Source organism: Nitrospira sp. Kam-Ns4a, assembly GCF_965152595.1.
In genome coordinates this window covers 1,136,537-1,151,385 of record NZ_OZ224218.1, presented here as the reverse complement: position 1 = coordinate 1,151,385, position 14,849 = coordinate 1,136,537, and the positions used below count along the sequence as shown (strand labels likewise).

Here is a 14,849-nt window from a genome sequence, read left to right as displayed (position 1 = left end):
TTGGAAAGCCCCTGGATCCGGAGTTGTTCAGTGGGATTGCCAAGGAAGCCGCGTACGACGTGGCGGAGGACAAGAGTGTCAACAAGCCGACCCAGCTTCGTCGCTTTTATGACGAGCTCATGCTCTGGGAATCGCGGGTCGCGCGCCAACCGGACAAGTTTGCGGACTATGTGCCTTTCATTCGGATGATCAATGCCAAGGTGGCATACGCCAAAGGCCGGAAACTGGTCGACGATCGCTTCGTCACCTTGATGCAGCACACCCTGAAGGAGGTCACCGACGCCGAGTCGCTCACGACCTGCAAACTGTTTTGGGAAGCCTTCATGGGCTTTTACAAGCAACGGAGACCAAACGACTGACAGGAGGCACGGCGATGCAATTGACAGCCATTCGCAAACTGACCGGCGTGCTCGAACTCGTCACCGGCTTGCACATCGGGTCCGGCAACACCGAGATGCACATTGGCGGGACGGACAACCCGGTCATCAAACATCCTAAGACCCAAGAGCCATACATTCCCGGCTCGTCGATCAAAGGGAAGATCCGAAGCCTCTTGGAGTGGCGATTAGGCGTGGTCAATCTCACGGAGGGAAAACCCTTGGGCTTTGCCCATCTGGCCCGTGTTCCGGGTGCTGTGCGCGCCGATGCCGAAACCCTCTTGAAACTTTTCGGCGGGGCGCCCGAAGGCGCCGGGGCTCATCAGGAGCTGGTCGAACGGATTGGGCCAACCCGCTTGGCGTTCTGGGATTGCCCCCTCACCCGCGAGTGGGTGGAGGAAATGAATCGCCGCAACTTGCTGCTCACGGAAACCAAAATGGAAAACATGATCGACCGCATCCGGGGCGTGGCGGAGCATCCACGCAACACCGAGCGCGTGCCGGCCGGGGCCACGTTCGACTTTGCGCTCACGATCCGGGTGCATGATCACGAAGACCTCACACCCATGGTGTTCGAGGGGCTCAAGCTCTTAGAACTCACAGGGCTCGGTGGGTCGGGGTCGCGCGGCTACGGCAAGGTGCGGTTCACGAACCTCAGCCTCGATGGGCAAGACGTAATCGAGCGGCTTCGGATGGCGGATCTCGTGCCCGTGGGCTGAGCGTGCGCGTGGGCTGAGATGGAAACGCGGGAGCCACACATGCAAACTCTGCGCGCACGAGTGATGCCCCAATCCGCCTTTGGGACCCCGCCCTTGGGCGATACCCTCTTCGGCCAACTCTGCTGGGCGATCAGAAATCGATTCGGCGAGCAGCGGCTCACTGAGCTGCTTGCGGGCTACACGCAGGGCCGACCGTTTCTGGTCGTATCCGATGCGTTTCCGAGCGGCTATGTGCCGCAGCCCTCCGTGCCTGGCCATTGGTTCGCGCCGGTTGAAGGACTGGACCGCAAACAGGTCAAAAAGCGGCAGTGGATGCCGGTCGAGCAGATCGGGCATCCACTCACGGACTGGCTGCGCCACTGTGTCACGACCGCGGAGCTGCCGGGCGGCTGGTTCGAGGCGCACTTGCAGCCGCACAACAGCATCGACCGCCGCACCGGCACGACCGGTCCGGAGGCCTTCGCCCCCTACACCATGCCCCAAGCCTGGATTGGGCGACGCGAGCAACGCAACGGGCGCGAGACACTCGTGGTCGGAGCCCTGGACCTCTATGTTGTGCTGGACGAGGAGCGGATCGGGCTCGATGAGGTCCGGACGGCGCTGGCCGATGTGGGGGCCTTGGGATTTGGCCGCGATGCCAGCATCGGGTTGGGGCGGTTCGCCGTGGAAGCGATCGAGCCCTGCTCACTGCCGGCTCAGCCGCAAGCCAACGCCTGGATGACCCTCGCGCCCTGTGCCCCGCAGGGCCAGTCGTGGCAGGCGGACCGATGCTTTTACACCGTGTTCACCCGGTTCGGACGACATGGCGATGTAGCCGTGCTTCACGGCCAGCCATTCAAGACACCCGTGCTGTTGGCTGCCGCTGGTGCGGTGTTGACCCCCACGACCTTCGAGCCTCGCCTGTTCATCGGTCAAGGACTGGGCGGGGATGGAAGCCTCTCGAAGGCAGTCCCCCAGACCGTGCATCAGGGCTACGCGCCGGTGATCGGCGTTCGTCTGGCTGACCCAGGAGGTGCCGCATGACGCCGTTTCACGCTTACCGGCTGTGGTTCACGCCGCTCTCGCCGATTCATCTTGGCACCGGGCAGACCTATGAGCCGACGAATTATGTGATCGAGGAGGATGCCCTCCACGAATTCGACACCGAGGCGGTTATGGAGGCCCTCTCGCCGACCGATCGCCAGGCCTTCGGTGCACTGGTGGACCGGCGACCTGACGACAGGATGTTGCGGGCGGTGCAAAAGTTTTTTTACGACCGGCGGCTCGCCCTCGCCGCACGGGCGATCCATCGCGTGCCCACCCAAGCAGGCGTGGTGGAACTCTATCGAGACCGCGTGGGGCAGGTCGCGCAGCAAGAAGGGCGTGGGCAGCGTGTCATCAACCAATTGGAGATCAGCCGCACGGCCTACACGCCCATCACCCGTGAGCCGATCATGCCCGGGTCATCGGTGAAAGGAGCCATCCGCACGGCGTTGCTCGACCAAGTCAATAATGGAAGATCAACTTCGGAGCGGCAAGGCTTGCATCCGTTCCAGGGGAAAGCCGATTTATTTGACTATTACCAGAACCGATTGTTCCCCGAACGGGACCCCATGCGCCTTGTGCACCTGGCCGACGCCACGTGGCAGGGCGACCCGGGCATGCCCGCGTCGGAAATCGTCTTCGCGGTCCATAAGAAGAAGACCACCACCGGAGGGCCGGCCAGCCAGCAGCGGAGCACCAGAACCGACAGCGGCCCTCCGCAGATTCTCGAAAGTCTGCCGCCGTTTCGCTACCGGGCCTTTGCCAGCCAGCTCACTGTGCACGTGCTGGGAGATGTGAACAGGCCCGGCCGGGTGCCGGCAGCGCACCTGCGGTTCGACATCACCCAGATTGCCCAAGCCTGCAACCGGTTCTATGTCCCGATCCTGCAGAACGAACTTGCCTTGCTCTCGCAGCGCGGGTGGCTCGACGCGCCGTGGGGCGGAGTCATGCGAGAGCTCGTTGAGGAACTCCAGAAGGGCGAGCGTCCGGCGTTTCTCCTCCGAGTGGGTCGACATTGCGGCGCGGAATCGGTGACCTTGCGAGGGGTGCGGCATATCAAAATCATGAAAGGTCAAGGGAGGCCGCTGGAGTACCGGGATGAGGCTACAACAATCTGGTTGGCCGCACGAGAGCGCGACCAGCAATCCGGTCTCCTCCCGTTCGGCTGGCTGTTGGTCGAATATGCTTCCCTGGGCAGTGAGGGGCCCGATGAGTGGCCGCGGCTCCAGGGTCTGAGCCGACAGCGGACGGAGCACGCCCGCTCGTGGGCCAATCGCCTTCACGGCAAGGTCTTCGAATGGCGGCGAAAGGCGGGCGTGCCGCTTCATCTGGAGTCTGCCCGGCGCCTCGCTCCCTCTCCGGCCAGCCGGCTTCCCCGCTCCCCCTGGGTGGATCAGAAGCTCGCCGAGCTCTGTAGCAAGCCCGGCATCAAGCCCGACGATGCGCTGCGCGGGCCAGCGTTGGCCGAAGCCGTCCGTGCCATCGATGATCCGGTCCTGCGCGCGCAGGCGGTCGCGGACATCAAGGCCCGGTGGCAGGAGAAGGGCTGGTGGGAGGGACACCTCGGTGGGGCCGCCAAGAAAGCCAAGGCGATCTATGACGAGTTGCTCGGCAGGAGCGGATAACCGGTCTCATCGGCTCATCGACGGCATTGACTCGCCGCCACGCTCCGGTCACGATGGCGTTACGAAAGGAGACGGGCATGACAGTAAAGAGCGCCTATTAAAAAGTCGCGGCTGGCATCTGGCGAGGAAAGCGCACAAGCCGTTCATGTCCTGGTCTCCGGCTAGGTCGGTGTTCTATCCGGCGCAGCGGCCGGATGCGCGACTCATACAGCGTGCCGAGCGGCGAGGGCTCCTGTGGATATAAGGGCATCATGGAGTTGAGGGCTCTGATCGAGGCCATTGAAGCCGGTCGTGTTCGGATTAGTGATCACGCCGATGAGGAGGCGCAAGCGGATCGGCTGACGTTCGACGCGATTTATGTGTCCGTTCTTCACGGGGAAATTATCGAGGACTATCGGAAAGCAAACCGTACCCGAGTTGTTTGGTCTATGGCCGGGGTCGTGTCCCAATTTCCGTGGAAATTGGCTTCTCCCGGCATCTGGCTTGAGCAATGACCTCCGCATTTGCCCCAGGATCAACGATCTCCTCTCGGTCCATCCCCTGGCCTCGGCGCTCAGGCGGCCTGCGGAGCCTCCTCGGCCGCGTCTGGCACCAGGTCGCGCCAGCCATCGATCCGGCGCATCCGAATCTGCCCGCTCAGGATCAACCCAAACAGCAAGAGTTCCGCCGCCTGCGCGGTGGGCCACGCCCCTTGCGTCTTCACCCGCCGGCGGAACTCCCCATGGAACCGCTCCATGGCGTGGGTGGTCCGCCGCGACGTCCCCTGACTCCTCGGGAAGCGGGAACAGGTCAGCAGGTCCTCGCCGGCTTCCTCGAGGCTTGCGGCCACCTTGGGCGCTCGCGCGCGCCATTGGCTGAGCAACGCCCGGGACGCGTGCCGGGCGGCGTGGAGGGTCTCGGCGGAGACGATCGCGTGATCGTCCGTGCGGATCTCCTCGACGGCCTGCGTCGGGGCATGCCGTTCCAGATTGCGCAGCTTGTGGACCGGACCGCGCGGCCCGGCCACGCCGGGCCAGGTCGCCTCCCCCGCCGCGCGCAAGCCGGGGTGCCCGTCGATCACACACCGCCGCGGCCGGCGCAGCCCCCGGGCACTCAGCCCTTCCAGGAGGCCTTGCCAGGCGGGGGTCGCTTCGCTCGTGAGCCGCTCCAGGTCAAGGCCCCCCTGCTGCCCATCGGCCCGGATGCCCAGCGCGACCAACACCGACGCGGTCACGCCCTGCTGCGCCAGGCGCACGCGCCGCGCCACGGCGTCCAGATCCAGAGCGACGCACCGCGCTGCCGTCAGCGGTCGCTGGCGCCATGGCTCAACCAGGCTCTTCACCCGACCCACCAGCCGCGAGAGGGCGCGCTTCGACAGCGGTGCCCCGCGCAGCAACGGGGCCAGCGCGCCTTTGATCCGTCGCTGGGTCGCGCCCGTCCGAGAGGCCCCCAGCCCCGCCTCGTCCACGGCCCGCGCCCGGCGCTCATCCCGCGGCAGCCGGGGACGCTGCCCTTCGCCCCACCGGCCGTCTTGCCGCCGACGCCCCCGCGGCCGCTCGACCGTGGCCGCACCCACCCCCGTCGTGATGGTCCGCGGCTCGCTCCCGTGCCGATCCCCGCGCCGCCCCTCCGTGCGTGGAGACGGCAGGGCCGCCAGGGGCTCTGTCAGCTCGCCCTCCACCAGCGTGACGATCACCTCCCGGATCCGTGCTCGCAACACCTCCGTCAACCGGTCCGGTCCAAAACGGGCTTCCCCTGTGCTCCGAACTGGAGGAGCCTGCGTGCTCAGCGGCGTCTTCCTCCTGTGGTTTCGGCCCTCTCCAGGGTCGGTTGTGGTAGTGCCGGGAGGATACGCCTTTTAAATTTCGGCTCTTCAGGAAATTGTGTGGGTAACTGATCCCTCTTGCGCTATGCTCGGTTCCTCGAAAGGAGGACCCGAGCGATGCGCGACTTTGAACTCTATCAAGCTGTGCTGGGGCTGCAGGCCCCGTGGACCGTGGCCAACGTGGAACTGGACGTGAAGGGACAGCAGGTGACCGTCACCGTGGAGGCCGGACCGGGGCCGTATCCCTGTCCTGAGTGCCAGGCGCCGGTCCCAGGCTATGATCGCAAGCGCCGGCGGTGGCGGCATCTGGATACATGCCAGTTCACCACATGGATCCAGGCGGACCTGCCCCGCGTGAGCTGTCCGACCCATGGGGTCAAGCAGATCGCGGTGCCCTGGGCCGAGCCGGGGAGCCAATTCACCGCCTGGTTCGAACGCCTGGCCATCGACCTGCTCCGCGAGTGCTCGGTCACAGGTGCGGCCGGGCTGCTGCGCATCACCTGGGATGAGGCCTGGGGGATCAAGGAGCGGGCCGTCGCGCGGGGGCTCAGCCGTCGCACCCGGGACGTCGTCGCGCACCTCGGTGTCGAGGAGAAGGCCATCGCGAAGGGGCATCGCGACCTGACGGTGGTGGCCGATCTGGACCGCAGCCGCGTGCTCGATCTGGCGGAGGACCGGAAGCAAGAGAGCCTCGATGGCTTCTGGGCGACGCTGACGCCCGAGCAGCGCGCGGGGATTGAGGCCATCGCGATGGACAGGTGGGAGCCCTACGTCCAGGCCACCCACGCCCATCTCCCCGAGGCCGAGACGACGAGCGTCTTCGACAAGTTCCATATCGCCAAGCACCTCCATGACGCCGTGGACCGCGTGCGCCGGGTCGAGCATCGGACGCTCAAGCAGGACGGGGATGCGCGCCTGACCGGCACCAAGTACCTCTGGCTCATGCGCCCCAAGGACATGACCGCCGAGCAGCAGGCCACCTTCCGGACGCTGCAGCGCAGTGAGCTGAAGGTGGCCCGGGCCTGGACCCTCAAGGAGCGCTTCCGCCCGTTCTGGGACTATGCCTCCCCCGGTGCCGCGCAGAACTTCTTTGCCCGCTGGTTCTGGCGCGCCACGCACAGTCGGCTGCGCCCAATGGCCGCCGTCGCCCACCTGATCCGGCGCCATCTTCCGAATGTGTTGACGTATCTGAGGCATCGGCTCACCAACGCGGGGCTGGAAGCGGTCAAGGCCACGATCCAGTGGGTCAAGAAGACCGCCCGCGGCTTCCGCAACGTCGAGCACTTCAAGACCGCGATCTACTTCCATTGTGGAGGATTGGATCTCTATCCAACCCACACGAAAGCCTGAAGAGCCTAAATTTCCACGGAAAGGGGGACACCACCATGGCCGGTCATTCCAGGGAGATCCGATTCACAGTGTATGGTCGTACAATCGCGAAACGAGCTGGGCCGTGCTGATCATGGTCTATCGACCGGATCCTGCACGGTGGATTGAGTGGCGCCAGAGGAGGACCAGTCTATGAAGCCGTTTGAACAATGTCCAGTTTGTGGAGGAGAGCTTGTTGAGAAAGAGGTCGAAAAGCTGGTGCGAGGAGGGGCGCACACGGCCAGTCTCCGAGTCCGCGCCGAGGTCTGTCTCCATTGCGGGGAGCGGTTGTACTCGCAAGACACTGTCCGCCGTTTCGAGGAGGTTCGTGCCAAGTTGGAGCGACAAGAGACGGCCGAGTTCCGGCCGATGGGTCAATCATTTCAAGTCTCAGCCTGAAGGAACGCCACCATGTTCTCACGTCAGCACGCGTGTTGGATCGCCTTGTTCGCTCTCACCCCCTGCTACGCGGGGTAGGGTCGAGCACGGGGGTGATCGATCTGCCAATTCAACGGGAGCAGCCCACCAATTGGCCGGTCATCCGACTGCCGGAAACAAGAATCCTGCTCCCTGTCGCCCTGATCCACGGCACCAACGGCCTGCGCCTGACACACTATCCTCACGTGCGGCGTCAGCGCAATGAAGGGACGCCGGACAAGGCGAAACTCGAAATCATCCGCAGAGGCAGGAGGCAAAGCGCCTCACGCCAGGAGAACGCGAGTATGTCGCGCAGCAGTTGGAGCAGGCGCTGACGAAGGATCTGCGCAAGGGCAAACTGGGGGATACGCTACGGCAATGGCGAAAAACATAGGCCGGATCCAACTGGTCGTCGTGATCACAGATCGGTGTGCCGATGAGACGTTCGCCGAAGCCGTCCGTGCCATCGAGGATCCGGTCCTGCGCGCGCAGGCGGGCGCAGACATCAAAGCCCGCTGGCAGGAGAAAGGCTGGTGGGACCAGACCACCGGCGGGGCCGCGAAGAAAGCCAAGGCGATCTACGAGGAGCTGCTGAAGCCGACGCCATGAACCCGTTCGACGTGACCCCTCTCTGTGAAAGCGGGCTGTGGCAATGCGATGGTGAACAACTCCTGCGCAGCGGTCGTCCGTGCTGTGCGTGCAGGCCGAGGTCCGTCTTCGGTGCGGGGAGCGACTGTCCTTGCGTAAGGACGTCAAGCAGTGTCAGCAGAGGCGGGTGACGCAGCAGGCGAGAACGGGAGTCCATGACGTGGAACTCGATCTCACTTCCTTCGAACAGGCGCTGGCGGCTTTGGATCGGGCACTCGTGCGGGCCGCGGGCGCGCCGGGCGATGAGGAACTGCGCGATGCCTGCATCCAGCGGTTCGAGCTCAGCTTCGAACTGGCCTGGAAAATGCTCAAGCGCCGATTGGAGCTGGATCTGCCCAACCCGCAGGACCTGGACACCATGAGCTATCGCGCGATCATCCGTGCCGGGGCCGAACAGGGCCTGATCGAGAATGTGCCGGCCTGGTTTGTGTACCGGGATAAACGCAACCTCACGTCCCACAGCTACGATGCGGCCAAGGCCAAGGAAGTGTTTGCCGTACTGCCCGACTTTGCCCGGGATGCGCGCGCGTTACTCCAGAGACTCACGCAACGGGGACAATCCGATGCTTGACCTCGCGCCCGAGCATCTGGCGCTGATTCAGCGCCTGCTCGCCGCGCGGCTGCCCGGGCGAGCGGTGGTGGCCTTCGGGTCGCGCGTGCGAGGCTGCGCGAAGCCGAGGGCCGATCTTGATCTGGCGGTCATGGGCGAGGAACGGATTCCCGATCTGATTCAGGCCGAGCTGCTGGCCGATTTCGAGGAGAGCGACCTCCCGTTTCGCGTGGATCTGGTGGCGTGGCGGGACGCCCCACCGAGTCTGAGGGCCGTGATCGAACGCGAAGGTCTGGAGATTCAGGCAGCAATCGCACGGTGAGGCGTTGGTAACCAGGAGCCTGTCGGCTCGTCTGTCCGCAGGGTAACCCGTCATGCTCATGCACGTCGCTATCGTCTCGGATCAGTTGCTGCCGACGGTGATTCCGTGCCTCATGTACCGGCCGGCGCGTGTCATACTGGTCGCCTCGCGGCAGATGGCCAAACAGGCGCAGCGCCTCCGCGCACTCTTGCGCGGGGAGGGGCTCGCAGTGGACATTCGCGAGGCTGCCCCGGATGCGGGGCTGACCCGCATCCGCGAGTATGCCACCGAGCTGGCCGAGGCGCTCGCGGCCGGGTCAGGCGGCGACGAGCTGGTCTTCAACGCGACGGGCGGGAACAAGCTGATGACGCTCGGCTTTGTCGAGGTCTTCCGCGAACGGGCCGACCGGATCATCTATACCGACACCGCGCATGGACGCATCGAGGTCCTTCACGATCGGCACGCCGCTGCCCCCCGCCGGAACCGATGCGAGACGTGCTGGATGTGCCGCGCTATCTGGCCGTGCAGGGGTTCCGGTACGAGGGCGATGGGTCCCGGGATGAGGCCCTGCGGGATCGCCTGGCGGTGCGGCGGCCGGCGGCGCAGTACCTCGCGGAGCATGCGGCGCAGTTGGGAAGGTTCATCGGGGCGCTCAACGGGCTGTCCAGCCAGGCTTTGGAGCAAGACGTCTTGGCTCGACCAGTCCAGCGTTTCAATGACGTGCCGCCCGGCCGGTGGGTGGAAGCGCTGCGGACGCTCCAGCACGCCAAGGTGCTCCAGTGGTCGGGACAAGCGCAGATTGCGTTCCCTGATGCGGAGGCCGCCAGGTTTTGCGGAGGCGGCTGGCTGGAAGAATATGCCTACGCCATCGCGAAGGACGTGGGGATGTACGATGTGCGGTTCAATGTCCAGGGCACGTGGGAAGGCGCGGAGCACGCACGCAACGAGTTCGACGTCCTAGCCTGCGACCGCAACCGACTGTTGTTCATCGAGTGCAAGACGTTGCGGTGGAACGAGGACGAGAGGAGGAACGACAACGAGCTAGCCTACAAAATCGAGAGTCTGGGCAAGGACGTGCGGGGGCTGTTCGGGGCGAGTTGGCTCGTCACCGCGCGCAGGCCCACGCCGGTGTTGGAGGCGCGAGCCCGACAGGCGAAATTTCGGCTGATCGAGCCGCACGAGCTGCGTGACCTGCGGGACCGGCTTCAGGCATGGAAAGGCGGGAGATCCGGATGAGAAAAGAGCGAGAAGGGAGGTGAGCAAGGAATGTTCCTCGGAGGAGGCGCCATGCCCTGTGCAACCGAGCTTCGAACTGCTCGGAACAGCGGCGGTTTTCCAAGGGGGGCTGTGGGAACCTTGACCTGAAGAAGAAGGGATTAAGACCTGCGGGCCAGTGTTGACCCGAGAAACGACTCACCCGTGGGAACCTTGACCTGAAGAAGAAGGGATTAAGACGGGCCGCGCGCGCATGATACCGATAGGCCCCCGCCGGGTGGGAACCTTGACCTGAAGAAGAAGGGATTAAGACTCGGTGACGATCAGCAGGGTCTCGACCTGCTCAGGGTGGGAACCTTGACCTGAAGAAGAAGGGATTAAGACCAAGTACCAAAAACTGTTGCGGCGGATACCACTGTGGGAACCTTGACCTGAAGAAGAAGGGATTAAGACTAGATGACAAGGTCTTGTTTACACAATGTCGGAGTGGGAACCTTGACCTGAAGAAGAAGGGATTAAGACTGTTGACCACCCATCCAGTTTGATACCGGACGGTTTGTGGGAACCTTGACCTGAAGAAGAAGGGATTAAGACTTAAACTGGCCTCGATCATTGGCAAGCAAGATGGTGGGAACCTTGACCTGAAGAAGAAGGGATTAAGACCTCCTCCATAGTAATTGTCATGTTAATCCTCCTTCGGTTGGTGGGAACCTTGACCTGAAGAAGAAGGGATTAAGACACTGGGCTTCCGGTCCGTAGTTTAGTGCCTCATTCAAAGGTGGGAACCTTGACCTGAAGAAGAAGGGATTAAGACAGTTCAAGTGCAATGCTAGGGCTCCTAGCACGCAAGTGGGAACCTTGACCTGAAGAAGAAGGGATTAAGACTATCGGGCCTCAACTGGAGTAGGGAACGCTGCACGGTGGGAACCTTGACCTGAAGAAGAAGGGATTAAGACTGGTTTGCCGTTAACATAGTCTCCCTGTTAGTGGTGGGAACCTTGACCTGAAGAAGAAGGGATTAAGACGTAGGCGTATAGCCTAGCTATCTCCCACGGCAGCTGTGGGAACCTTGACCTGAAGAAGAAGGGATTAAGACGTTCCTGCGAGCGACCGTCTCGGCTTCGTCGTCATTGTGGGAACCTTGACCTGAAGAAGAAGGGATTATTACCGGGAGCGCAAAATACTTGACGCCTTTCACTCAGCCGCATAGCGGACCGCAGGGTGATGGAAGAAGGATTGCACCACGGCCGGCATGCGCTGGGTGCTGCGAAGATAGCGACGGACGTTGACCGCCAGCTCATCTGCGTCCTGGGGCGGCCGACGGCCCAGCGCGTTGGTCTTGACGTCTTGGTTCAGATATTCGTCGGGATTCAGTTCCGGGCTGTAGGGTGGCAGGAAGAACAGACGCAGCCGATCGCGGTGACGGTGGAGCCACCGCTGGGTGACAGCCGCGGTATGCACGGGATGCCCATCCACAATCAGAAAGACCGGATGCCTCACGTGCCGGAGCAAGCGGTGGCAGAATCGGAGGAAGACTCGTGCGGTGAAGCGATGCCGGAACACCATAAAGTACAACCGGCCGCGATTGGTGATGGCCGAGATCATGTTGCAGCGAAAGCGCCGACCGGGGCCACGGATCACCGGGGTCTGGCCGCGCTTGCCCCAACTGGTCCCCGCCTGATGATCCGAGCGCAGCCCCATCTCATCACCCCAGTAGATCTGGGCCCCCGCGCGCTTGGCCGCTGCCCGAATTCGGGGGTACTCGACCTCCAGCCAGCGTCGCACCGCCTTCGGGTCCCGCTCGTAGGCCCGTCGCAGCGGCTTCTGCGGGGTGAAGCCCCAGGCCCGCAGGTAGCGACCGACGGTCCAGACCGACAGCCGAAGCCCGTACCGGCGCGCGATCAGCTCGCCGACCGCTTCGCGGGTCCACAAGTAGAACGGCAAGTGCATCTGCTCCGGACAGCAGTGGGTCAAGGTGCGGACGACCTGGGCCGCTTGCCAGCCCTTGAGCTGGCCGCCGCGCGGTCGGCCCCGGGGTCGCGCTTTCAGCGGGTGCCGGCCCCCCCGCGCATGGCGCTTCAACCAGGTGTACAGGGCTTGCCGACTGATGCCCAAGAGCCGACAGACTTCGGCCTTGGAGCGCCCCTGCTGCTTGACAGCGGCCACGGCCTTCTCGCGCAAGACTTCTTGAGCTTCGGGCGACAGGTGCCGCGCATCCCGGGTTCGAGCACGCATGGCCACGTGATAACCATCGCCCGTCAAATGTCAAGTATTTCATGCTCCTATTAATAAGACCCGCTCCTTCCGCACTTGGCCGAAGGGACGGTCAACGTGGGAACCTTGACCTGAAGAGGTCAAGCTCTTTTTTTCCTGTAAAAGTGGCCATGGCGCTGATCCCTCCGGCTGTCTCCCTCAGGCCACCTGACTCTGCACGGGATACCGCTCCTGGCGGATGGCATCCAACTCGCGCAGGATGCGCGGCGTCATGCGCAACCCACGCCAGCGTTGCGCGGCGGTGAGCAAGGTGGCGAACACCAGCGTCAGACAGGCGGTCTCGGTCGGGAACCGCGGAATCACCTTCGTGCGGCGCCGCCCTTCCCCGAACGTCCGTTCGAGGAGATTCGTCGTCCGAATACTCTTGTGATGCTCCTTGGGAAACTTCAGATAGACCAGGCACGCCTCCAGATCCTGTTCCAGACAGGCCATCGCCGCCGGATAGCGGGCGCGCCACCGGGCGATGAGCGCACGGCCCCGCGTCAGCCCCTGCTCATAGGTGGCGGCACAGAAGACCTGGCGGATCAGCGGCTTGAGCAGCGCCCGCGCGGCCTGCGGCAACTTGGCCAGGATGTTCCGCATCTTATGCACCTGACACCGCTGATGGAAGGCGCGGGGGAACACCTCCCGCAGCGCCTTGCGCAGGCCGGGCTGGCCATCCGAGACCACCAGCAACGGCGCCTCCAGGCCGCGCGCGGTCAGGTCGTGCAGGAAGCTCAACCAGGCGTCGTAGGACTCGCGGCTGCCCAGGGCCAGAGACAGCAGGACCTTCTGGCCCGACTCCAGAATCCCGTAGGCGCAGAGCACCCCTTCCTGCTCGTCCGTCCCTTGCCGCACGGCCAGATAGATCGCGTCCAGGAACAGATAGACGACCTTCAGGGCACTGAGATCCCGGCGCTGCCACGCCTCGAAGTCCGCCTGCAGCTGGCGACAGACCTCGCTGACGCCGGTGCGGGAAATCACCCGGTCCCCCACCGTCTCCAGAAACAGGGCTTCGACATCGGCCTGCGAGAGCCCGCGCACCCACATCCGCGTGGCCAAGCGTTCCAACGCCTTCGAGCGTGTGCCCACCGCCTGCGCCACCCGGGCCGGAAACGGCTCGTCGGTCCCCCGCACCTGCGGCACCGCCACCGGCAGCAGCCCCAGCGGGGTCTTGAGCCCCTTGGGCTCGTAGCCATTCCGCCAGCCGCGCCGCCGCCGGGCGCCCCGCTGATAATGGGCGCGGCCCAGCCACTCGGTCACTTCTTGTTCATAGGCCACTTGCAACACGTACCGGGCGCCCAATTTGATGAGCTCATCCAACGGATGCTCCGCGCTCTCGCTGCCTTGCTCCAACACGGTCGTGAGTGCTTGCTTCAGGTGCTCGCTCGGTGGTACCCTCTTTCGCATGGCGTAAGTCCTCCTTTCAGCTTGGGGCCTCGGCCCCGGGTTGGTAAACGCCGGAGGCATCTTACGCCATTTTTGTTTCTGCTCAACTCACTTTTACAGGAAGTATAGAGCATCACCCCTGAAGAAGAAGGGATTAAGACTCCTTTCTACCGGTCAATCTTCCAGTCCGCGTGTGGGAACCTTGACCTGAAGAAGAAGGGATTAAGACTGGGGATAGCGGGTCCGTACTCGATCAATCAGGTTGTGTGGGAACCTTGACCTGAAGAAGAAGGGATTAAGACCGTCTGCGGCGCCAAACTTCGCCTCGACGGGCTTTGGTGGGAACCTTGACCTGAAGAAGAAGGGATTAAGACCGCTCAGCGCTTCAAGAATTTCTTTTGTGTCTTTTTGTGGGAACCTTGACCTGAAGAAGAAGGGAATATCCCAGTGCGGAGTGCCGAATGCGGATTGCGGAGTGCGGATTGCGGAGTGCGGACTTGGGGGTACCCAGTGCGGAGTGGCGAGTGCGGATTGCGGAGTGGTGAGCCGGTGGCCTATGAGGATGAGATCTGCCGAGTGCGGAATGCGGAATGCGGAATGCGGAATGAAGGAACCTGAGTCCAGTGCGGAATGCCGGGTGCGGATTGGGGAGTGCGGAGTGCCGAATGCGGAATCGCTGTATGGCGGATATTGGACTGCGGAATGGCGAACGAGGCGTGCAATGTGGATACAACGTGGCCTCTCGTCCCTTATCTCGCATTCCTCACGAGGCAGGTCTGATGCCGAAGAAGGATGAGCTGCAACGCCGCACGAAGGAGCTTGCGCTCGCGATTATTCGGCTGACGGAGCGTCTGTCGCGAGGGCGCGCTGCCGCCGTCGTGGCCAAACAACTCGTACGCGCCGGGACCTCTGTGGGCGCCAATTACCGCGCGGCTTGCCGTGCGCGATCCCGGGCCGACTTCGTTGCCAAACTCGGGATTGTGGAGGAAGAGGCCGATGAGACCCGGTACTGGCTGGAGTTGCTCGGCGAGGTCGGCTATCTGCCCCCCCGAAGCGGTCGAACCTCTCTTGAAGGAGATTGACGAGCTGCTGGCCATGACCGTGGCATCCATCACCACTGCGCGGGGCAGAGGTCGCTAATTCGCTTTTCCCGATTCGCA

The 14,849-nt window shown here is 63.6% G+C and carries 16 protein-coding genes, 1 pseudogene and 1 CRISPR repeat array; of the genes and pseudogenes, 13 read left to right on the top strand and 4 right to left on the bottom strand.

The window, feature by feature from the left end; genetic code table 11:
• The first annotated feature begins 23 nt into the window (after window positions 1-23).
• The 5 genes from csm2 (at window position 24) to ACWHYQ_RS05675 (ending at window position 4,238) form a co-directional block, all read left to right on the top strand.
• Window positions 24-359 (top strand): type III-A CRISPR-associated protein Csm2, encoded by a 336-nt coding sequence (gene csm2, locus ACWHYQ_RS05695; RefSeq protein ID WP_447974762.1) that lies wholly within the window; start codon window positions 24-26, stop codon window positions 357-359.
• Window positions 360-373: 14 nt separating this feature from the next.
• Window positions 374-1,096, top strand: a complete 723-nt coding sequence (csm3, locus tag ACWHYQ_RS05690) for a type III-A CRISPR-associated RAMP protein Csm3 (RefSeq protein WP_447974761.1) — start codon at window positions 374-376, stop codon at window positions 1,094-1,096.
• Between the two features lie 39 nt (window positions 1,097-1,135).
• Window positions 1,136-2,119: a type III-A CRISPR-associated RAMP protein Csm4 gene (gene csm4 / locus ACWHYQ_RS05685; protein ID WP_447974760.1), complete on the top strand. Its 984-nt coding sequence runs from the start codon at window positions 1,136-1,138 to the stop codon at window positions 2,117-2,119.
• Window positions 2,116-3,744 carry an RAMP superfamily CRISPR-associated protein gene (locus ACWHYQ_RS05680; protein WP_447974759.1) on the top strand — a complete coding sequence of 543 codons (1,629 nt, stop codon included), beginning with the start codon at window positions 2,116-2,118 and terminating at the stop codon, window positions 3,742-3,744. The genes csm4 and ACWHYQ_RS05680 overlap by 4 nt, the downstream gene beginning before the upstream one ends.
• 251 nt (window positions 3,745-3,995) lie before the next feature.
• Window positions 3,996-4,238, top strand: a complete 243-nt coding sequence (locus ACWHYQ_RS05675; RefSeq protein WP_447974758.1) for a DUF4258 domain-containing protein — start codon at window positions 3,996-3,998, stop codon at window positions 4,236-4,238.
• A gap of 59 nt (window positions 4,239-4,297) precedes the next feature.
• Here ACWHYQ_RS05675 and ACWHYQ_RS05670 read toward each other — a convergent pair whose 3' ends face one another.
• Window positions 4,298-5,440: an IS256 family transposase gene (locus ACWHYQ_RS05670; RefSeq protein ID WP_447974757.1), complete on the bottom strand. Its 1,143-nt coding sequence runs from the start codon at window positions 5,438-5,440 to the stop codon at window positions 4,298-4,300.
• A 225-nt stretch (window positions 5,441-5,665) separates the two neighbouring features.
• On the opposite strand from ACWHYQ_RS05670, the gene ACWHYQ_RS05665 reads away from it, so the two are divergent.
• From ACWHYQ_RS05665 to ACWHYQ_RS05640, 6 genes and pseudogenes are all read left to right on the top strand, one after another.
• Window positions 5,666-6,898 carry an ISL3 family transposase gene (locus ACWHYQ_RS05665; RefSeq protein WP_447974756.1) on the top strand — a complete coding sequence of 411 codons (1,233 nt, stop codon included), beginning with the start codon at window positions 5,666-5,668 and terminating at the stop codon, window positions 6,896-6,898.
• Between the two features lie 171 nt (window positions 6,899-7,069).
• Window positions 7,070-7,315 carry a YgiT-type zinc finger protein gene (locus tag ACWHYQ_RS05660; RefSeq protein WP_447974755.1) on the top strand — a complete coding sequence of 82 codons (246 nt, stop codon included), beginning with the start codon at window positions 7,070-7,072 and terminating at the stop codon, window positions 7,313-7,315.
• A 396-nt stretch (window positions 7,316-7,711) separates the two neighbouring features.
• A complete protein-coding gene (locus ACWHYQ_RS05655) occupies window positions 7,712-7,942 on the top strand; it encodes a hypothetical protein (RefSeq protein ID WP_447974754.1) in 231 nt (76 codons plus the stop codon).
• A gap of 199 nt (window positions 7,943-8,141) precedes the next feature.
• On the top strand, window positions 8,142-8,552 hold the full coding sequence (locus tag ACWHYQ_RS05650) for a nucleotidyltransferase substrate binding protein (RefSeq protein WP_447974753.1): 411 nt from the start codon (window positions 8,142-8,144) through the stop codon (window positions 8,550-8,552).
• Window positions 8,545-8,853, top strand: a complete 309-nt coding sequence (locus ACWHYQ_RS05645) for a nucleotidyltransferase family protein (protein WP_447974752.1) — start codon at window positions 8,545-8,547, stop codon at window positions 8,851-8,853. The genes ACWHYQ_RS05650 and ACWHYQ_RS05645 overlap by 8 nt, the downstream gene beginning before the upstream one ends.
• A 52-nt stretch (window positions 8,854-8,905) precedes the next feature.
• A pseudogene (locus ACWHYQ_RS05640) lies at window positions 8,906-9,205 on the top strand (Card1-like endonuclease domain-containing protein); the annotation flags it as partial.
• On the opposite strand, the gene ACWHYQ_RS05635 reads toward ACWHYQ_RS05640, so the two are convergent.
• Entirely contained in the window at window positions 9,149-9,295 is a 147-nt protein-coding gene (locus tag ACWHYQ_RS05635) for a hypothetical protein (RefSeq protein WP_447974751.1), read from the bottom strand. The pseudogene ACWHYQ_RS05640 and the gene ACWHYQ_RS05635 overlap by 57 nt on opposite strands.
• A 23-nt stretch (window positions 9,296-9,318) precedes the next feature.
• Here ACWHYQ_RS05635 and ACWHYQ_RS05630 point away from each other — a divergent pair, with 23 nt between their 5' ends.
• The gene (locus tag ACWHYQ_RS05630; RefSeq protein ID WP_447974750.1) at window positions 9,319-10,068 is read left to right on the top strand and encodes a Card1-like endonuclease domain-containing protein; all 750 of its coding nucleotides are present in this window, start codon (window positions 9,319-9,321) and stop codon (window positions 10,066-10,068) included.
• A 111-nt stretch (window positions 10,069-10,179) separates the two neighbouring features.
• A CRISPR array of direct repeats spans window positions 10,180-11,215; the repeat unit is 36 nt; unit sequence GTGGGAACCTTGACCTGAAGAAGAAGGGATTAAGAC.
• 26 nt (window positions 11,216-11,241) lie between these two features.
• On the opposite strand, the gene ACWHYQ_RS05625 is transcribed toward ACWHYQ_RS05630, so the two are convergent.
• Window positions 11,242-12,282: an IS630 family transposase gene (locus tag ACWHYQ_RS05625; protein ID WP_447972380.1), complete on the bottom strand. Its 1,041-nt coding sequence runs from the start codon at window positions 12,280-12,282 to the stop codon at window positions 11,242-11,244.
• A gap of 177 nt (window positions 12,283-12,459) precedes the next feature.
• Window positions 12,460-13,710 (bottom strand): IS256 family transposase, encoded by a 1,251-nt coding sequence (locus ACWHYQ_RS05620; protein WP_447972828.1) that lies wholly within the window; start codon window positions 13,708-13,710, stop codon window positions 12,460-12,462.
• Window positions 13,711-14,468: 758 nt separating this feature from the next.
• On the opposite strand from ACWHYQ_RS05620, the gene ACWHYQ_RS05615 reads away from it, so the two are divergent.
• The gene (locus tag ACWHYQ_RS05615) at window positions 14,469-14,771 is read left to right on the top strand and encodes a four helix bundle protein (RefSeq protein ID WP_447974749.1); all 303 of its coding nucleotides are present in this window, start codon (window positions 14,469-14,471) and stop codon (window positions 14,769-14,771) included.
• Window positions 14,772-14,849: the final 78 nt, after the last annotated feature.